Here is a 19,152-nt window from a genome sequence, read left to right on the forward strand (position 1 = left end):
CAAAGAGTTAATACAATTAATCGTGTAATTTATATAAATAAATTAAATGTGAGATAATTACATTTAAAACGGTATGGAGGGGTAGAAATATGTTTCAAGGGAAATTAAGGAGTAGTAGTCTAAAAACAAAGTTACTTGTGTCATTTGTTATCATTTTAATTCTTCCAAGTATTGTAATTGGTTGGACGTCTTATCAACAGGCGAAGACGAATTTTAATGAAACGATTTTAAACTCGGCGAAAGATAATATAAAAATTTTGGATAATGTAATTAATAAAGAATTGGATAGTAAAAAAGTAGATGCAACTTATTTTACGAAATTATTCACACAATCAAGTTACCAAGCAGATCAAATTCAAAACATACAAAATAAACTAGAAGAATACAATAAACTGCATCCAGAAATGGAAGCAATCTATACAGGATCTAGTAATGGACAGTTCATTCAATCACCAGCTATTCAGATGCCAGATGGATATAATCCTACAGAAAGAGATTGGTATAAAGAGGCCGTGAAGAAAAGTGGAGAGGTAATTGTAACTGCTCCATATAAGTCAAAAACGACAGGGAATATTGTTATTACACTAGCAAAACAAAACGAGGATAAAAGTGGAGTTCTTGGGATTGACTTAATCATTAATAATATTGTTACTACTTCCAAGATGGTTAATATCGGTAAGGAAGGATATGTAGCGATATTTGATCAAGATAAAAATGTAGTAGCGCACCCGAAAATGAAGCCAGGAGAGAAATTAGAAGAGAAACTTAGTAAAGAATTGTATAAACAGGAAGCTGGAGATTTTTATTATTCATTAGATGGTGAAGATCGCAATATCACTTTTAAAACGAATAAGAAAACTGGATGGAAAATAGCAGGAATTATGCCTTCAAAAGAAATTATCGAAGCAGCTAACCCTATTTTCTATAAAACAATAACTGTTATTGGTATTTCATTAGTAATTGGTGGGATTTTAATTTACTTCATAATTGCTTCTATTATTAGTCCGTTAAAACAACTTGTTATATCATCGAAAAAGATTAGTGAAGGCGATTTAACAGAGTCAATTACAGTTCATTCTAAAGATGAAATTGGGCAGCTAGGAGAAAGTTTTAACGAGATGGCTGCATCGTTACAAAGTGTCATTTCCAATATAAACACTTCAGCAAGTCATGTAGCGGCATCTTCAGAAGAATTAACAGCTAGTATGAAGCAGACAAGCGAAGCAACGGAACAAATTACACAGGCGATAGAGCAAGTATCAAGTGGTGCAGAAATACAAACGAAAGAAGTTGAAGAAGGAGCAACATTGTTAGAAGAAGTTACAGAAGGAATTCAGCGTGTTGCAGATAGTTCTTCATTAGTATCTACAGCCTCTATGTATACGAAGAAAAAAGCTGAAAATGGTGGGAAGTTAGTTGAACAAACTGTGAATCAAATGCAATTAATTCATGAGTCTGTTTCGCAGTCAGACAAAATCATTGGTTTGTTAGACGATAAGTCGAAACAAATTGGAGCAATCCTTGAAGTGATTCAACATATTGCTGAACAGACAAATTTATTAGCGTTAAATGCGGCAATTGAGGCTGCGAGAGCTGGAGAGCAAGGAAGAGGATTTGCAATTGTAGCAGATGAAGTACGAAAGCTAGCAGAACAATCAGGACAGTCTTCTACGGAAATTGGGAAACTAGTGAAAGAGATTCAATTTGATATAAAAGAAACAGTAAGCTCTATGAATCAAGTTGGAGTAGAAGTACAATCAGGACTTGTAGTTGCAAATGAAACGAAGCAAAGCTTTGCTGAAATATTGAAATCTACGGATGATACAGTTGTACAAATTGATAACATGGTAGATGTAGCAAAACAAATGACGGTAGATGCAAAACAAGTAAGTGCATCTATTAATGAAATTGCAGCTACAATTGAAGAAAATGCAGCAAGCGTTCAAAATATTGCTGGTTCCTCTGAGGAACAATTAGCTTCAGTAGATGAAATAAATGCAGCAGCAGTTCATTTATCACAAATGGCAGAAGAATTACAAGAGATGATTAGTAAGTTTAAAGTGTAATAACGAATGTTAAGAAACGAGGTAGTAATTTTACTTCGTTTCTTTTTTTATGAAGAGAAAAAGAAAGAAATATAGAGTAACCGTGTTATGATTAAGTATAATTAAAGAGACTGTATATTCTTTAAATTCTATCTTTAATCATGTTAGGGGAATGGTTTTGAAATTAAAAAAATTAAAACTCCAACCGAGAATTACATTAACTATTAGTACACTTATTTTAGTTGTACTTATGCTAACGAGTTATTTATTTTATTACATATTATCTGAAACGGTAGAAGAGCAAATTGGCAAAAGGGCTTTGCATGTTGCGAAAACAGTTGCTGCTATACCTGAAATAAAGGAAGCTTTTCAAAAAGAAAACCCAGCTTCTATTATTCAGCCGATTGCAGAAAGAATTCGAATGGATACAGAGGCTGACTTCATTGTAGTTGGAAATAAAGAGGGGATTCGATATGCACATCCTGAGCGAGATAAAATAGGAGAAGCGATGATTGGTGGAGATAACAAAGGCGTTTTATTAGAAGGAAAATCATATGTTTCGAAAGCAACTGGATCATTAGGCCCTTCATTACGCGGAAAAGTTCCAATCCGTAATCAGGAAAATGAAATCATTGGTGTGGTGTCTGTTGGATTTTCAATGGATGATATTCATGGAGCGGTAGAGGTGTATGGAAAGCGTGTATTTTGGATTACAATAATAGGGCTATTAATTGGAGTAATCGGCTCTATATATTTAGCGGCAAGTATAAAAAGAATGATGTTCGGTATGGAACCAGAAGAAATTTCATCTTTATATGAAGAGCATAGTACAGTGATTCAATCTGTACGTGAAGGGATTATTGTAATCGATAAAAATGGCATGATTAGTTTAGTCAATCAAGCAGCTTATGATATTCTTTCGCTAGATAAACAACAAAATATTATTGGGGAATTTATTTTAAATGTAATTCCTAATTCAACGATACTAGATGTACTTCAAACTGGTGAAGAACAGTTTGATCGCCAATTAAATATAAAAGGACAGGCTGTTATTGCGAACCGTCTACCTATTAAAGTAAAGAATAAAGTAACTGGCGTTGTATCGAGCTTACGTTTGAAATCTGAAATGGATCAGTTAACAGCAGAATTATCTCAGACGAAGCAATATACAGAGGCATTACGAGCGCAAGCGCACGAATATAACAATTTATTGTATACGCTTTCAGGTCTTATCCAATTAGAATCATACGAAGATGCTTTAGAGCTTATTCATAAGGAAACAGCGGTATATCAAGATTTTGTTCAATTTATTATGAAGCGGATTCAAAATCCATGGCTAGGTGGAATTTTAATTGGATTTTATAATAGAGCACGAGAGTTGAAGATTGATTTTATGCTAGATAGAGAAAGTGGTTTAGACAAATTAAGTCCACATATTGAGAGTAATTATGTCGTTTCTATTTTAGGAAATTTAATTACGAATGCATTTGAAGCAATTGAAAAAAATGAAGAGAATGATAAGAGAGTAAGGATGTTTGTAACTGATATTGGAGAAGAAATATTAATTGAAGTGGAAGATTCAGGGCAAGGGATTCATGATGAAATAATTACTAGCATATTCTATAAAGGCTTTTCGACGAAAGAAGGAGGAGAGCGAGGATATGGATTAGCAAAAGTGAAAGAGTTAGTAGAAGATTTAAATGGAAGTATTGCAATCGAAAAAGGGGATTTAGGTGGTGCGTTATTTATTATTGCACTACCGAAAGAGAGAGGCGAATAGTAATGGGTGAGGAGATTGAAGTATTAATTGTAGAAGATGATATTCGGATTGCTGACATTCATCGTCGTTTTACTGAAAAAATTGAGGGATTTAAAGTAATTGGAACGGCAACGACTGGAGAACAAGCGAAAGAATGGCTAGAGCTTGTGAAGCCACAGCTTGTGTTATTAGATGTGTACTTACCTGATATGCAAGGAACGGAACTTGTCACATATATTAGGCATCATTTGCACGATACAGATATTATTATGATTACAGCGGCATCGGAAACAGATGTAGTGAGGCACGCCCTGCAGGGCGGAGTAACAGATTATATTGTAAAGCCACTAATGTTTGATCGATTTAAGGCGAGTTTGGAAAGTTATCAAAAAAAGATTGTGCAGCTGAAGAAAAATAATCAATTATCTACAGAACAAATAGAACATTTATGGTCTCAAAGAGGCGTAAAGGGAAATGAAATGGAATATGCCCCGAAAGGGATAGACCCCTTAACTTTAGCAAAAATAAAAAAACATATGTTAACAGTTAATGAAGAAGGGATTACAGCAGAGGTACTAAGTTCAATGGTAGGCGTAAGTCGATCAACTGCAAGGCGCTATTTAGAGTATTTAATATCTGGGAAGAAAGTCCACGCAGAGCTAATATATGGGAGTGTGGGGAGACCGGAGAGACGGTATTTTCTTGTTTCTTCATAATAAAAAACAGTAGAGGACTTATTTCTTCTACTGTTTTTTGCGTCTTATATTGGAATAATCCCAATTACAATGCCAGTAATCAACATCACCATTGTCGTTCCAACTGCCCACAATAAAGTAAAACGTTGATGTTCACCAAAATCAACTTTTGCCATCCCAACTAATAAATAAGTGGATGCAACAAGAGGACTTAATAAGTGAACGGGTTGCCCAAGTAAGGAAGCACGTCCCATTTCAGCTGCACTAATTCCGTAAGTAGCAGCAGCCTTAGTTAAAATAGGTAATACCCCAAAGTAAAATGCATCATTGGACATGAAAAATGTGAATGGCATACTAAGAAGAGCTGTAATAATTGGCAATTGTGGTCCAAGTGCATCTGGTATAAGAGTTACTACACTGTTAGCCATGGCATCTACCATTTTTGTTCCAGATAAAATACCAGTGAAAATACCGGCAGCAAATACGAGAGAAACAACTGCTAATACATTCCCTGCATGAGAAGCAATACGTTCTTTCTGTTGCTCTAAGTTTGGATAGTTAATCATAACAGCGATAGCAAAAGCGACTGTAAATAAAACAGGTAACGGCATAACTTCTAGTATGAGACAGACAAGTAATGTAGCGGTTAATAAAAAGTTAATCCATAGAAGTTTAGGACGTTTATGCACTGCGGCTTCGACAGTTGCAGCTTGCTCATCCATTGTTTGCATTTGTTTTAAATACTGTACATCCATAATTCCTAAACGTTTTCTTTCTTTTTTTCCAAGATAGTAAGCAACGAAAACAACCCAAATTGCACCAGCAATCATTCCTGGAATAAGAGGTGTAAATAATTCGGAAGCCTCAAGTCCAAGTGCGCTCATAACACGAGCTGTGGGTCCACCCCAAGGTGTAAGATTTGTTACCCCCGCCCCTAACATAACAACTCCAGCTAATATGAGGGGGTTCATTCCAAGGCGCTTATATAGTGGATACATTGCGGAAACTGTAATCATGTATGTTGTTGTACCGTCACCATCTAGAGAAACGATAATAGTCAATATAGCCGTTCCGATAACGATTTTTAAAGGATCTCCTTTTACAAATTTTAAAATCTTACTAATGACAGGATCGAATAAACCGCTATCAATCATAATCCCAAAATATAAAATAGCGAACATAAGCATAATACCAGTAGGTGCTAATTTTTGAATTCCCTCTAACATCATAGGCCCCATATTGGCATAGAATCCGCCAATTAATGCAAAAACACTCGGAATTAATATTAATGCTACTAGCGCTGACATACGTTTCGTCATAATTAAAAACATAAAGACAAATACCATCGCAAATCCAAGTAGTGCTAACATGTGATTTCCCCCTCAAAAGAATGATTGCGCTTTCAAAATAGAATAAAAATTCAGAAAAAGGTTTTTATTTATAATAAAAGCATCTATTCAAATGGTAAATAATTTGAAAAATAACATCATTAGAAGCATAATTTTTATTTTGTTCATTTTGTTCACGGTAGTTAATTTGAATTTTTAAAAAGTAAGCTGCTCCTCGTAAGAATGGTAGAATAAGATGAAAATAGTGAAGTGTGAAATAGGGAGTAGATGTTATATGAAAACGAGAATTGAAGAGATTTATAGCTCTTATGAAGGAAAAGTAGAGGAGATTTTTATTAATGAATCTTCTTACGTATATGAATGGGAGAAATTACTGATGATCCGAAAAAATGACGGTGAGCTTAAAAAAATTGCAGTCGGGATTAGTGGAAATATAAGATTGGTAAATGTAGAAGTTGGACAGGAAATTAGTGAGGATACATTATTAGTTAAGTTAGAAGATGATTTGTTAATTACAGGTTGCGAGTGATGAGAGATGTGTAGAAATAACTACACATCTTTGTTTGTTTCCTATATTACAAAAAGCACATTGTTTTTTCACAAATTTCACACAACCTTTTGGTATTCTTTTCGTGGAGTATACGGTTTCTAGGGAGGAATATTGATGAAAGTAAAATATGTCGTACTTGCTATATGTTTATGTTTCGTATTTACGGTAGTCGGGTGTGGGAAAAAGGAAACAGCAGCTGTTGCCATTGATGAGAAACATGATAAATGTGATATTTGCCAAATTGGGGTAACAGATAATCAATTTGCAACAGAAATTATTTTAGAAAATGGAAAAGCGTTAAAGTTTGATGATATCGGTTGTATGTATAAATGGATGGAGATCAATTCAGGTGAAAAGACGAAAGAGAAATTTGTCCGAGATTATGATTCGAAAGATTGGATTTCGTTAGAAGAAGCTACTTACGTATATGATAAAACAATAACGACACCGATGGCTTATAATGTCATTTCATTTAAAAATAAAAAAGATGCAGAGAGCTTTGTATCTAACTATAAGGGTAAAGTTCTTTCGTATAAAGAGCTAGCAGAGCATAAATGGGAAATGAATAAAGAGATGATGGGGAAACCGAAAGCAGGAAATCATGGTGGACATCATTAATAATAGAAAAAGACAACTATATAGTTGTCTTTTTCTATTATTACTCAGGTGCAAATATAGAAAAGGTGTAAAATTTTTAGAAGAACGGTTACAATGGAATATAGTAACCTAAAGCAATCATTTATCCCGCATTAACGGGCAGTAAGATCCCCACCTCAAAATTTAGTGAAAGCAAAGAAGTTAGGTGGAGTCGGGCTGCCCGTAAAAGCCCGATTGGTGTGGGCTAATAATTAGTGGTGGATGAACAAAACCCCCACTAATTAAATTTTCACTTTATGTACTTTTTAGAAATGTATACAAATGCGGTAAAAACGTGCTAAACTAATTGCTTCATAATGTTAATGATGGGGCCATCAGGCGTATCATTTCAATAGGTTGAGAAACATAGTATAAGCTTAAGATAATCCGATTAAAGAAGGAATATAAAGGGCTTATGGATAAATGTACTCAAGAAGAGTTATTGTATGTGATGGAGGAATGGTTAAGAAAACATTATCTTTCATAGGAGCTGTAGTTGTGAGAAAACAAAAAATTTTATTATGTATTTTATTAGGACTTTTAATGACGGTAGTGGCTTGCGATAAGCAAGAAGAACCAGAATCGAAACCGGTTCATGTGAAAAATGAAAAGAAAAAAGAGAAGCATAAAGAACAGGAAGAATCTAAAGAAGAGAAAAGTATAAATTTAATGGACAAACAGTTGTTACTTTCAGCTACCCTTGGAGACACAGAGACAGCTATGAAGTTGATTCAGGATGGAGCGAATATAAACGTAGAAGGTGACAACGGAGAAACGCCTGTCCTTGCAGCGACGTACCAAAATCATGTAGAGACAGTTAAAGCATTAATTGGTGCAGGTGCTAATATTGAAATTAAAGATGAGAAAAAAAGTAATCCACTTCTTTATGCAAGTAGAGAAGGATATACGGATATTGTAAAAGTATTAATTAATGCAGGAGTTAATACGAAAGAAACGACTAGGTCAGGTGGGACAGCACTTATTTCTGCATCTGAGCGTGGCCATGTAGAGGTTGTTAAAGAATTATTAGAGCATACAGATATTGATGTGAATTATAAAAATGAACGTGGTGGAACAGCGTTATTAGAAGCAATTGTATTAGGAAATGGTAGTGAAAACCATAAGAAAGTAATTCAATTGCTTATTGATCACGGTGCAGATGTAAATATGGCTAACAAGGAACATCTGACGCCACTGCAATACGCTGAAAAAAGAGGTTTTAAAGATATTGTAAATATGTTGAGGGTAGCTGGAGCGAATGAAGTAGTACAGCCACAACAGCCAGTAGAGTAAAAAACGAAAAATAATCCCATTTAGATAGACAGAATGAAGAAATCAGTTAGTATGATGGATTCAGTAATGTGTATTTGAATGGGATTTTTATTTTGAACATGAAAAATAGATTATGAATGGATGGTAAATGGAGTAAATAAGGAGGCAACCTTATTTGGCAATTGTAAAAAATGAAAAGGTAGTTTCTGTTTGTTGCAGTGCCACAAGTACGCCCGTAGCTGCTGAGGCAAGTGTGGAAACTTTAGCGGAGTTTCAAGGGAACGGATATGGCACTGATGGTGTTACAGCCTGGGCGATATCAATACAAGAAGAAAAAAGCATTCCACTTTATAGTACTTCTTGGAATAATTATGCTTCACAAGCCGTTGCGAGAAAACTAAAACTAATTAACTATGGAATGAATTTGCATATCACTTAAATTTTAAAGATAGTTGTTTGCCGTGGGGATTTATTTGTATATCTAGATTAATATTAAGAAAATATGGTGAATATTAACATTCGATTAACACCTAATTAACAATCTATCAAAACTGACTTAATAAATGCGTAATATAGTAAAGGTAACAAAATAACTAGGGTAGAGAACATTTGAGAACACCCACTTACATATAATGTGCCACTTTCTTAGGTGTGCTCTATTCCCTAGAGTTCAAATAAGGAGAAAGGCGTTCTATGTAAGTAGGTGTTTTTAGTTTGGATAAAAATAGAACAGTTAGGTGGAAAAAATGTTTAAAGAACCTTATATTGCGATGATAAAGGATTGGAAAGGATACAAAGCATACAAAAAATTGCCGAAAACAGTTTTTCTTATGACTGGTTCAATGCTGGAATTACCAGAGCGTGTATATGAATTGCAGAAACATGGACATGATGTATTTCTTCATTGTGATTTTATACAAGGCTTAAATACGAATACAGAGGAAGCGCTTTTGTATATTCAAGATGTTATCGGGGCACAAGGTATTATTTCAACAAAGGGTTCAACAATTCGAAATGCTAATAAAATTGGATTGAAAACAATTCAACGTATTTTTATTGTAGATACTTTATCCCTTACTAAATCAATTGAAAATTGTAAAACGACTAAACCAAATGCAGTAGAGATTATGCCGGGGATTATGCCTTCTATAATTAAACAGCTAGTAGAGGAAATAGAGTTTCCTATTATTGCAGGTGGGCTGATTCAAACGCGAGAAGATGCGGAAATTGCAATTCATGCAGGAGCAAGTGCGATTTCAACAAGTCATTATGAAGTATGGATACAAGAAGAAAAAAGGAGTGCAACCTTGTGATTGAATTGAAAAATGTTTCAAAGGTATATAAAAATGCAGAAGAGACAGCGGTTAAAGGCGTATCGGTTCATATTAAGAAGGGTGAATTTTTTGTTTTAGTTGGACCTTCGGGATGCGGGAAAAGCACATTATTACGAATGATCGCTGGCTTAGAAGAGATTTCTTCAGGAGATTTAATTATTAATGAACGTGTTGCAAATGATCTAGAGCCGAAAGACCGTAATCTATCAATGGTATTTCAAAATTATGCATTATATCCACACTTATCTGTAGAAGAAAATATTTTATTTGGACTTAAGGTAAGAAAAGTACAAAAAGAAGAGCGACAAAAGCGATTAATGGAAGCTATTGAAATGGTAGGACTGAAAGAGTATGTGAAAATGAAACCAGGCCAATTATCAGGCGGACAAAGACAGCGTGTTGCACTTGCCAGGGCAATTGTGAGTCAAGCACCAATCTGTTTAATGGATGAACCACTTTCGAATTTGGATGCGAAATTACGTGCGCAAATGAGAATTGAAATTAGAGAAATTCAGCAGCGATTAGGAATTACGATGATTTACGTTACCCACGATCAAATAGAAGCGATGACTATGGGAGATCGTATCATGGTTTTAAATAAAGGAAGTATACAGCAAGTTGGAACACCACTTGACATATATAACGAACCAGCAAACGAATTTGTTGCAAGCTTTATAGGTTCTCCTTCTATGAATATAAATGATGGGGAAGTAAATAAAGAAAAAGGTGTATTACATATAGGGCAATTGCAAATTCCATTATCTATTAGACAGTTAAAGCAATTACCAGAAGGAACAATTCGCATAGGCATGCGCCCTGAGCATATTGCACTGTCTGAGGAGGGACAAGAAGTGACGTTGCAATCTGTAGAAGTATTAGGGAATGAATCTATATTGAACTTTGCGGTAAATGGAACAACTTGGAGTACGAAAGTCATCGGACAGTTACTCTTGAACAAAGGTGACAAAGTAAAATTATTATTCTCGCAAGAAAAGTTATGCTTCTTTAATGAAAACACGAATGAACGCTTAAAAGTGGTAGCTGAAGAAGAGTTGAAAGTGGTGGCGAAATAATGATCGAAGTAAGTAAGTTACCAGTTCAAACAAAGGTGTCAAAAAAGAAAAAATTATGGGGGAGAACGAAAGATTTAAGAATAGGATTATTGTTTTTGGCGCCATCTATTTTGTTATTTTCGATTTTTTTGTTCTATCCATTGTTTAGGACAATTTACTATAGCTTTTATTTAACCGATATACATGGGGAAGCTAATCTTTTCGTTGGCTTAGAAAATTATCAATACTTATTCTCTGATCCAGCCTTCTACAAAAGTATAAAATCAACTTTATTATTTGTTTTATATACAGTGCCTACGAGTATTATATTTGCTTTGTTTCTTGCATTGATTGCAAATGGAAAAGTAAGAGGTATTGGGTTATTCCGAGTTCTGTTTTCTTCGACGATGGGAATATCAGTAGCTGCTAGTGCAGTGATTTGGCTATTTTTATTTCATCCAAGTGTAGGATTATTTAATAATATATTAGCTTCTATGAACCTTCCTGCAATCGCATGGTTAACGAGTCCGGACTGGGCACTATTCTCTGTATCAGTTACAACAGTTTGGGTGAATACAGGTTTTGCATTTTTAGTTATATTAGGTGGTTTACAAAATATCGATACGCCGTTATATGAGAGTGCATCTATAGATGGTGCTAGTTATTTATATAAACTTCGCCGTGTTACATTACCGATGCTATCACCAACTTTATTCTTTATTGTAACAGTAACATTAATTAGTGCGTTCCAAAGCTTTGGACAAATTGATATTTTAACGCACGGTGGACCAAATGATGCAACGAATTTGATTGTGTACTCGATTTACAAAGAGGCGTTTGTGAATCATCAATTTGGAACAGCAAGTGCACAAGCAATGGTATTATTTGTTTTCATTTTCCTTGCTACATTACTTCAATTTAAGTTTGCTGAGAGAAAGGTGCATTATAAATGATTGTTAAACAGTGGAAACAAAATTTCCTATTATACATGCTGCTCATTATTAGTGCAGTAATGGTATTTTTTCCTGTACTGTATGCATTTTTAATAAGTTTTATGACACCAGACGATATTCAAATGAGAAGGTTATTTCCGACCCAGTTTACTTTTGATAATTTCATTAATATTTTTCAAAAAGTACCACTTTTTACATACTTATATAACAGTTTAATTGTATCGACAGTCGTTATGATTGGACAACTTATCGTATCAAGTTTAGCAGCTTATGCTTTTGTTTTTCTTCAGTTTAAAGGGAGAAACTTAATTTTCTTCCTGTTTATTTCAACGATGCTTATTCCGTGGGAAGCAACGATGGTGCCTAACTTTTTAACGATTCAAAACTTTGGTTGGATCAATAGTTTCGCCGGGATGACAGTGCCGTTTTTTGCAACAGCTTTCGGTATTTTCTTGTTACGTCAACATTTTATGACACTTCCGAATGAACTGAAAGAAGCTGCGTTTATTGAAGGGATTGGAAATATAAGATTTTTATTCAGCGTTGTAATTCCGTATTGTAAAACGAGTTTTATTACGCTTGGAGTATATAGCTTTTTAACAACATGGAATATGTATTTATGGCCACTTTTAGTGACCACTGATGAAAAAGTAAGAACAGTGCAAATCGGTGTGAAGCAGCTTCAGTCTCAAGAAGTTGCAACTGATTGGGGAAGCGTAATGGCCGGTGTTACGGTTATCGTTATTCCAACATTGATTTTACTATTTTTAGGGCAAAAGCAATTACAACAAGGATTAACAAAAGGTGCAATTAAATAATTAAGAGAAGGTGAGATTTAAATGAATCTAGTAAAAAAAGGTGCTGCTCTATTAATGGTAGCAACAATGGCATTATCTAGTGTCGCTTGTTCAAATAGTAAAACAGAGGGAAAACCTGAAGCACAGGCAAAAGTAGCACCAGTTGAAAAAAATGGTGATAAAACAGTAATTCGCTTCTGGCATGCGATGGGTGGAAAAACACAAGGAGTACTAGATGGTCTTGTTGCAGACTATAATAAGTCGCAAAATAAATATGAGATAAAGGCAGAGTTCCAAGGAACATATGAAGAGTCTTTAACGAAATTTAGAACGATGTCTGCAACGAAAGAAGCGCCAGCTCTTGTTCAATCGAGTGAAATTACAACGAAATATATGGTTGATAGTAAAAAAATCACACCAATTGATAGCTGGATAAAAAAAGATAAGTACGATACGTCAAAATTAGAAAAAGCAATTACAAATTATTATTCAGTTGATGGAAAAATGTATTCTATGCCATTTAATTCATCTACACCAGTATTAATTTATAATAAAGATGCTTTCGCAAAGGCGGGCTTAGATCCAGAGAAAGCTCCGAAAACATATGCGGAATTACAAGAAGCAGCGAAAAAGTTAACGATTAAAGAAGGCGGAAATGTAAAACAATATGGATTCTCCATGCTTAACTACGGTTGGTTCTTTGAAGAATTGTTAGCGACACAAGGTGCTTTATATGTAGATAACGAAAACGGTCGTAAGGATGCTGCAAAGAAGGCGGTATTTAACGGTAAAGAAGGACAGAAAGTATTTGGAATGTTAGATGATTTAAATAAAGCTGGCGCACTTGGAAAGTATGGAGCAAGTTGGGATGATATTCGTGCCGCGTTCCAGTCTGGACAAGTTGCTATGTATTTAGATTCTTCAGCAGGTGTTCGTGATTTAATTGATGCATCTAAGTTTAATGTAGGTGTTTCATATATTCCGTATCCAGAGGATTCGAAACAAAATGGTGTTGTTATTGGTGGAGCATCATTATGGATGACGAATATGGTTTCAGAAGAAACGCAACAAGGTGCTTGGGACTTTATGAAATATTTAACGAAGCCAGACGTACAAGCAAAATGGCATACTGCAACAGGTTATTTCTCAATTAATCCAGATGCATATAATGAGCCATTAGTAAAAAAGCAATATGAAAAATATCCACAGTTGAAAGTAACAGTAGATCAACTGCAAGCGACGAAGCAATCTCCAGCAACACAAGGGGCTTTAATTAGTGTATTCCCAGAATCACGAGATGCAGTTGTAAAAGCATTAGAAGCGATGTATGACGGGAAGAATAGTAAAGAAGCGTTAGATGAAGCTGCCAAAGCAACAGATAGAGCAATTAGCATTTCAGCTCGTACGAGTCAAAAATAAGAGAAAGCCGTATCCTTAAAAGGGATACGGCTTTCTTTAGAGGGAGATAAGGGATCAAAGAAATGATGAAGTCTTATCTCTTTTATATGAGTAAAGGGTCTAGAGTGAATGTTGTCCTTTTCATTATTTATTTAACGCCATTGCGACTTGTTTACCATTTACGAAAACCTCTACTACCGCTACTACAACTTCCATTACTTTTTTCATCTCTCATCTCTCCTTGTTTTTTGTTTCATTTCTTACTTTCAGTATAAGGAAATACAGTAATTACAACTATCGAATTGGATGACAAGAGACTTACATTGTTGTAAGGATAATAGTTTAGTTTGTAATAAAGTGAAACTGTAATCAGTTGGGGGGGGCGTACTGCCCGTTAATGCGGGATAAATTTGATTTAAGATTAAGATTCGGAAGTTTCTGTTGTTTTGAACTATAATTAGAAAGAGGGGGGATAATATGAAAAGAATTCTTGTTATTAGTGATATTCATGGAGAGATAGAAAAGTTCGAACAGTTATTGGAAGAAGCACAATATGATGCGAAACAGGATCAATTAATCTTACTGGGAGATTATGTAGATCGTGGTCCAAATGCGCGTGCTGTAATTGAAAAGGTAAGAGAATTGAAAGAAGAGGGAGCACTCATTTTAAAGGGAAATCATGAAGATATGATGATTAAGGCGTTAACGACAAATGAGGAACGTTCATGGAACCATTGGGTAAAAAGAAATGGTGGAGATAAGACATTATATAGCTATGGATTTGTAGAAGAGGATATTGCGGTTAATGAGAAAGACTTCCAAAAACCGATTTTACACTCTCGTGTATTAGAGGAACATATAAAGTTTATTCAAGAATTAGATCATTACATTGAAACAGAAGAGTATATATTTGTACATGCTGGGGTTGAACCGATGAAACGAGTTTCTGAATCTGAACCATATACGTTAATGTGGATCCGTAATGAATTTCATAATGGATATAGCGGTGAAAAGGTTGTTGTATTTGGGCATACGGAAACAAAAACGCTTCATGGTAGTGAGGAGTGCGGAGTGTATTTTGGTAGTAATCGTATTATTGGAATTGATGGCGGGGCTGTGTACGGTGGTCAGCTAAATTGTTTGGAATTGCCGAGTAAAAAGGTATATGTAATAAAAAATTGAAAGAGATAAGAGGAATCTTATTTCTTTCAATTTTTTATTAAGCTAAATTTAAGACAAAGTTTTTATAATAAAACTTCAAAATTTTAGAAGGAAATAGTTAAAAATGAAAATACGTAATGTAACTACATTCTTTTGCTATGAAGAGAAGAAATGTAATAATAAATAGAATTGAACTATTTGATGGAAGGTGAGAGCATGCGCTTACTTGTAGTAGAAGATAATGCCTCGTTATTAGAGTCTATCGTACAAATTTTGCGTGATGAATTTGAAGTAGATACGGCAATAAATGGAGAAGATGGATTGTTTTTAGCGCTTCAAAATATATATGATGCAATTTTGCTGGATGTGATGATGCCAGGGATGGATGGATTTGAAGTAATTCAAAGAATACGTGATGAAAAGATTGAAACACCAGTCCTGTTTTTGACAGCGAGAGATTCTTTAGAAGATCGGGTGAAGGGATTGGATTTTGGTGGAGATGACTATATCGTTAAGCCATTCCAGGCCCCTGAATTAAAAGCGAGAATTCGCGCTTTACTACGCAGAAGTGGTAGTTTAACAACGCAGCAAACGATTCGTTATAAAGGGATTGAATTGTTCGGAAAAGATAAAGACGTTCAAGTAGATGGACAAAGTATTAAGTTGACATTGAAACAATATGAGCTACTAGAGTATCTCATTCAAAATAGCGGGAAGATTTTAATGCGTGAACAAATTTTTGATCGTGTTTGGGGATTTGATTCAGATACGACAGTAGCCATTGTGGAAGTGTATGTGCATCATTTGCGTAAAAAATTAGAACCATTCGGTTATCAGAAAGATATTCAAACTGTTCGAGGTATTGGATATATATTAAAAGAACAATGAAAAAGGGAAGTATGTTTCAAAAGACACGCATTCGTTTGACTATATTGAATTCATTAGTATTTATCCTATTAATAGGTATATTAGGTAGTATTATTTATTCATACACATATAAGCGTATTTATAATGAAGTGGATCAATCTATAAAAATGATGGCTCAGTATAGAGAAAAATTAGATGTTAAAATACCACCAAGAAAACGTATGGAGAATATCCAAATTGGAGATCCGCGAGTAACTAGAATAACTTGGAATGGGAAAATAGTGAAAATAGAGGGCGATAACCGTAAATTCCGTTCTATTTTTGAAGAGAATTTGGAAAAGTTTTCTCCGGAAAAAATAGAGGAGTTACAAGATATCAAAGTACAAGGACGATATTTTAGAGCATTTTCGCTTCAAAAAGATGGAGAAATAGTTCAAATCGTGCGAGATATAACAGCGGAAGAAGGAATGTTAAATACTTTATTTTTAATCCTCGTTATAGGTTGTAGCATAGGAAGTTTATGTGCGATAGGTATCGGCTTTTTCCTAGCTGGCAGAGCACTCGTACCTATTCAAAATTCATGGGAGAAACAGCAGCAATTCGTTTCTGATGCATCACATGAACTAAGGACACCGCTTGCAGTTATTCAATCAAAAACGGATGTGTTATTTCAGTCACCATCCGCTACGATAGAAGAAAAAGCGATGGATATTTCTACAATTTCAAAAGAATGTAGGCGGTTATCAAAACTCGTTAGTAATTTATTATTACTAGCACGTTCTGATTCTAATCAAATTGAGATGGATAAAAAAACATTTGAACTTGATAAATTGTTAGAAGAAATAGTAGCTCCATATAAAGAGATTGCTTCTTATCAAGAAAAAGAAATGATACTAAAAGTAGAACGTGACGTATCTTTTATGGCTGATAGAGAGCGGATTCATCAAATGATGGTCATACTGTTAGATAATGCGATGAAGTATACAAACAAAGGCGGGCATATTCAAATTGATTGCACGCAAACGAGTAGTTCGATTCGCATACAGGTGAAAGATGACGGGATAGGAGTGAAAGAAGAAGATATTCCGAAATTATTTGATCGTTTTTATCAAGGGGATAGAGCAAGAAGTACGTCAGAAGGAGCTGGATTAGGTCTTTCAATCGCAAATTGGATTGTAGAAAAGCATTACGGAAAAATATCAGTAGAGAGCAAATGGGGAGATGGCACTTGTTTTGAAGTGATTTTCCCTAAAAACCAAAAAATATAAGTAAGAAGTCGATCTTGTTTTTACAAGGTCGTCTTTTTTTAAGACAAAGTTAAGAAACTATTTATATTATATATGGCATGAAGAAAGTTCGTTACATGAAGAAGAGACTAGGTGTATGTGAGTGGGGTTTATCAATCATAATGTTATCTCAAGCAGCGATGAGATGTATGTATAGTATTAAAAAAACTAGGGGAATGATGGGAAAGAAAGTATAAGAGGGAGGAATTAATTTTGAAAAAGAAAATGATGACGGTATTCACTATTGGAGTAATGAGCTTAAGTATATTAGGGGGTGCCTCTCCTTCTGAAACATCAAAAGGAAAGACAGATTACACACAACGTAGTAAAGAACAATTAAATAATGGAAAGATACATGCTGTGCATACAGAAGAAAAGGCAGAGAATCTAGGTATTGAAACGGAAGGGAAAGAACAAATTACGTTAGAAAAAGAAATTCATGAGACAGAAGTAGGAAGAGAAGCGAAGCAGCTAGGAATTTCGATTGAAGGAAAAGATGTTGGGACGCTGTCAGAAGAAATCTATGAAACAAAAGTAAAGCAAGAAGCGTTAAAACTAGGCATATCTATAGAAAATACATCAATTGTAAATTTAATTAATCAAATTAATACGATTAAAATTAATGATGAAGCGGATAAATTAGGTATTTCGACAAATGGAAAAGAAATAGAGGACATTGCAGAAGAAATCTATGGAACGAAAGTAAGAGAGGAAGCAGGGAAGTTAGGTATTTCACCAAAAGGAAAAGAGATAGAAGTGTTAGCACAAGAGGTGTACGAACAAAAAGTGCAGGAAGAAGCAAAAAAATATCATATTGATTTATATGGGAAAGATATATATCAAGTATTAAGAGAAATTAATGAACAAAAGGTGCTACAATTGGCAGATGAGCTTAATATGGACAAAGCGAACATGAATATTCAAGAGCTAACAGAAAAAATAAAAAAAGATCAACCTGAGAGAGAAAAAGAACTAAATTTTGTACCAGTGATTCGAACGGATGCTGACGCATTTTATTCTTATTTAACGAACTAAAAAGGGCGTGAGAGTGATACGGAGGTTTAAGTGGTATATATGTATAGCATTACTAGCTATAGCGGTATGGAGTGTATATACAAATGGAATTACAAAGTATGGGGAGAAGTGGACATTCTTCAATATACAAAACGGGAAAGAACCGGAATTTAGTAATAATGATGAAAAGGTCATTTTATCAAGTGTACCATTAATTCAGCAACTACCAGAGCTAGATAGAGGCTGTGAAGTGACAAGCTTAGCGATGATGTTACAATACGCTGGTGTTTCAGTGGATAAGATGACATTAGCAAATGAAATAAAAAAAGTTGATTTTATAGACGATGGTGTGCGCGGGAATCCAAATGAAGGATTTGTAGGTAATATTTATACATTTTCTGAATCGGGATATGGTGTATATCATGGGCCACTTTTTCAGTTAGCGGAAAAATATTTACCTAATAAAGCTGTAGACTTAACAGGGAAGAATATAGAAGAAATTTATAAGAGGATAAAAGCAGGGCAACCTGTAGTCATGATCACAAATGCAACATTTGCACCATTAGATGCAGCTGAATTTACTACATGGGAAACAAATAGTGGAGATGTTTCTATTACGTATAATGAACATTGTGTTGTACTTATTGGATATGATCAGGAATTTGTATATATTCGAGATCCACTTGAGGATAGCTTAGATGTAAAAGTACCGAGAGAAACCTTTGAACAGGCATGGGTACAAATGGGAAGTCAGGCAATTAGTTATGTAAAGAGCGTCAAATAAATTAGGACGAAGAGTTTTAGTAATATGACTATAAGGCGAAGGGTAAAGATTTAAGGATTATAAGAGAAGTTTTATAGAGTAGAAGCTGTTAAGAAATAAGAGAACTTAAGCATATATAATGCTAAAGTTCTCTTATTTTTATGATTAAAATACGTATAAGGAGTGGATATGCAAAAATGCATAATTGACGAAAAATTTAC

Annotated in this window: 17 protein-coding genes and 2 pseudogenes; 18 read left to right on the forward strand and 1 reads right to left on the reverse strand. The window is 34.6% G+C overall.

Annotated elements, in window-relative coordinates; translation table 11 throughout:
* Nucleotides 1–89: 89 nt before the first annotated feature.
* From N2V80_RS30460 to N2V80_RS02870, 4 genes and pseudogenes are all read left to right on the forward strand, one after another.
* Nucleotides 90–1,124, forward strand: a pseudogene (locus N2V80_RS30460) (HAMP domain-containing protein); the annotation flags it as partial.
* A gap of 81 nt (nt 1,125–1,205) precedes the next feature.
* Nucleotides 1,206–2,066: a methyl-accepting chemotaxis protein gene (locus N2V80_RS30465; protein WP_370941341.1), complete on the forward strand. Its 861-nt coding sequence runs from the start codon at nt 1,206–1,208 to the stop codon at nt 2,064–2,066.
* A 151-nt stretch (nt 2,067–2,217) separates the two neighbouring features.
* Nucleotides 2,218–3,825: an ATP-binding protein gene (locus N2V80_RS02865; RefSeq protein ID WP_002060713.1), complete on the forward strand. Its 1,608-nt coding sequence runs from the start codon at nt 2,218–2,220 to the stop codon at nt 3,823–3,825.
* A 2-nt stretch (nt 3,826–3,827) separates the two neighbouring features.
* Complete coding sequence (locus tag N2V80_RS02870; protein ID WP_061655577.1) at nt 3,828–4,520, forward strand: response regulator; 693 nt, start codon at nt 3,828–3,830, stop codon at nt 4,518–4,520.
* Between the two features lie 44 nt (nt 4,521–4,564).
* On the opposite strand, the gene N2V80_RS02875 is transcribed toward N2V80_RS02870, so the two are convergent.
* Nucleotides 4,565–5,869: a CitMHS family transporter gene (locus N2V80_RS02875; RefSeq protein WP_000880467.1), complete on the reverse strand. Its 1,305-nt coding sequence runs from the start codon at nt 5,867–5,869 to the stop codon at nt 4,565–4,567.
* 253 nt (nt 5,870–6,122) lie between these two features.
* On the opposite strand from N2V80_RS02875, the gene N2V80_RS02880 reads away from it, so the two are divergent.
* The 14 genes and pseudogenes from N2V80_RS02880 (at nt 6,123) to N2V80_RS02945 (ending at nt 18,952) form a co-directional block, all read left to right on the forward strand.
* Entirely contained in the window at nt 6,123–6,377 is a 255-nt protein-coding gene (locus tag N2V80_RS02880) for a hypothetical protein (protein ID WP_000857377.1), read from the forward strand.
* Nucleotides 6,378–6,512: 135 nt separating this feature from the next.
* Complete coding sequence (locus N2V80_RS02885; protein WP_000865667.1) at nt 6,513–7,016, forward strand: nitrous oxide reductase accessory protein NosL; 504 nt, start codon at nt 6,513–6,515, stop codon at nt 7,014–7,016.
* A 441-nt stretch (nt 7,017–7,457) separates the two neighbouring features.
* Nucleotides 7,458–8,327, forward strand: coding sequence for an ankyrin repeat domain-containing protein (locus N2V80_RS02890; RefSeq protein WP_000287336.1), 870 nt, complete (start codon nt 7,458–7,460; stop codon nt 8,325–8,327).
* A gap of 142 nt (nt 8,328–8,469) precedes the next feature.
* Nucleotides 8,470–8,745, forward strand: a pseudogene (locus N2V80_RS02895) (GNAT family N-acetyltransferase); the annotation flags it as partial.
* A 307-nt stretch (nt 8,746–9,052) separates the two neighbouring features.
* Nucleotides 9,053–9,619, forward strand: coding sequence for a glycerol-3-phosphate responsive antiterminator (locus N2V80_RS02900; RefSeq protein ID WP_000472001.1), 567 nt, complete (start codon nt 9,053–9,055; stop codon nt 9,617–9,619).
* Nucleotides 9,616–10,713, forward strand: coding sequence for an ABC transporter ATP-binding protein (locus N2V80_RS02905; RefSeq protein ID WP_061655579.1), 1,098 nt, complete (start codon nt 9,616–9,618; stop codon nt 10,711–10,713). The genes N2V80_RS02900 and N2V80_RS02905 overlap by 4 nt, the downstream gene beginning before the upstream one ends.
* Nucleotides 10,713–11,645 carry a carbohydrate ABC transporter permease gene (locus N2V80_RS02910; RefSeq protein ID WP_061655580.1) on the forward strand — a complete coding sequence of 311 codons (933 nt, stop codon included), beginning with the start codon at nt 10,713–10,715 and terminating at the stop codon, nt 11,643–11,645. The genes N2V80_RS02905 and N2V80_RS02910 overlap by 1 nt, the downstream gene beginning before the upstream one ends.
* Entirely contained in the window at nt 11,642–12,463 is an 822-nt protein-coding gene (locus N2V80_RS02915) for a carbohydrate ABC transporter permease (protein WP_000635946.1), read from the forward strand. The genes N2V80_RS02910 and N2V80_RS02915 overlap by 4 nt, the downstream gene beginning before the upstream one ends.
* Before the next feature lie 21 nt (nt 12,464–12,484).
* On the forward strand, nt 12,485–13,861 hold the full coding sequence (locus tag N2V80_RS02920; protein ID WP_061655581.1) for an ABC transporter substrate-binding protein: 1,377 nt from the start codon (nt 12,485–12,487) through the stop codon (nt 13,859–13,861).
* A 456-nt stretch (nt 13,862–14,317) separates the two neighbouring features.
* Complete coding sequence (locus tag N2V80_RS02925) at nt 14,318–15,022, forward strand: metallophosphoesterase family protein (protein ID WP_048568054.1); 705 nt, start codon at nt 14,318–14,320, stop codon at nt 15,020–15,022.
* 195 nt (nt 15,023–15,217) lie between these two features.
* On the forward strand, nt 15,218–15,889 hold the full coding sequence (locus N2V80_RS02930; protein ID WP_002102717.1) for a response regulator transcription factor: 672 nt from the start codon (nt 15,218–15,220) through the stop codon (nt 15,887–15,889).
* Nucleotides 15,886–17,136, forward strand: a complete 1,251-nt coding sequence (locus N2V80_RS02935) for an ATP-binding protein (RefSeq protein WP_080450956.1) — start codon at nt 15,886–15,888, stop codon at nt 17,134–17,136. The genes N2V80_RS02930 and N2V80_RS02935 overlap by 4 nt, the downstream gene beginning before the upstream one ends.
* A gap of 231 nt (nt 17,137–17,367) precedes the next feature.
* The gene (locus tag N2V80_RS02940) at nt 17,368–18,189 is read left to right on the forward strand and encodes a hypothetical protein (protein WP_000728596.1); all 822 of its coding nucleotides are present in this window, start codon (nt 17,368–17,370) and stop codon (nt 18,187–18,189) included.
* Nucleotides 18,190–18,202: 13 nt separating this feature from the next.
* Nucleotides 18,203–18,952, forward strand: coding sequence for a C39 family peptidase (locus N2V80_RS02945; RefSeq protein WP_000621163.1), 750 nt, complete (start codon nt 18,203–18,205; stop codon nt 18,950–18,952).
* The last annotated feature ends 200 nt before the right edge of the window (nt 18,953–19,152 follow it).

The sequence above is a fragment of the Bacillus sp. FSL W8-0640 genome (genome assembly GCF_038007725.1).
Taxonomy (GTDB): domain Bacteria; phylum Bacillota; class Bacilli; order Bacillales; family Bacillaceae_G; genus Bacillus_A; species Bacillus_A cereus.

What these genes read in the sequence shown, in the direction of transcription:
- N2V80_RS02910 (WP_061655580.1), top strand. Translation starts at nt 10,713, where the DNA reads ATGATCGAAGTAAGTAAGTTACCAGTTCAAACAAAGGTGTCAAAAAAG.
- N2V80_RS02870 (WP_061655577.1), top strand. Translation starts at nt 3,828, where the DNA reads ATGGGTGAGGAGATTGAAGTATTAATTGTAGAAGATGATATTCGGATT.
- N2V80_RS02885 (WP_000865667.1), top strand. Translation starts at nt 6,513, where the DNA reads ATGAAAGTAAAATATGTCGTACTTGCTATATGTTTATGTTTCGTATTT.
- N2V80_RS30465 (WP_370941341.1), top strand. Translation starts at nt 1,206, where the DNA reads ATGAAGCAGACAAGCGAAGCAACGGAACAAATTACACAGGCGATAGAG.
- N2V80_RS02920 (WP_061655581.1), top strand. Translation starts at nt 12,485, where the DNA reads ATGAATCTAGTAAAAAAAGGTGCTGCTCTATTAATGGTAGCAACAATG.
- N2V80_RS02900 (WP_000472001.1), top strand. Translation starts at nt 9,053, where the DNA reads ATGTTTAAAGAACCTTATATTGCGATGATAAAGGATTGGAAAGGATAC.
- N2V80_RS02865 (WP_002060713.1), top strand. Translation starts at nt 2,218, where the DNA reads ATGGTTTTGAAATTAAAAAAATTAAAACTCCAACCGAGAATTACATTA.
- N2V80_RS02930 (WP_002102717.1), top strand. Translation starts at nt 15,218, where the DNA reads ATGCGCTTACTTGTAGTAGAAGATAATGCCTCGTTATTAGAGTCTATC.
- N2V80_RS02935 (WP_080450956.1), top strand. Translation starts at nt 15,886, where the DNA reads ATGAAAAAGGGAAGTATGTTTCAAAAGACACGCATTCGTTTGACTATA.
- N2V80_RS02925 (WP_048568054.1), top strand. Translation starts at nt 14,318, where the DNA reads ATGAAAAGAATTCTTGTTATTAGTGATATTCATGGAGAGATAGAAAAG.
- N2V80_RS02875 (WP_000880467.1), bottom strand. Translation starts at nt 5,869, where the DNA reads ATGTTAGCACTACTTGGATTTGCGATGGTATTTGTCTTTATGTTTTTA.
- N2V80_RS02915 (WP_000635946.1), top strand. Translation starts at nt 11,642, where the DNA reads ATGATTGTTAAACAGTGGAAACAAAATTTCCTATTATACATGCTGCTC.
- N2V80_RS02890 (WP_000287336.1), top strand. Translation starts at nt 7,458, where the DNA reads ATGTACTCAAGAAGAGTTATTGTATGTGATGGAGGAATGGTTAAGAAA.
- N2V80_RS02880 (WP_000857377.1), top strand. Translation starts at nt 6,123, where the DNA reads ATGAAAACGAGAATTGAAGAGATTTATAGCTCTTATGAAGGAAAAGTA.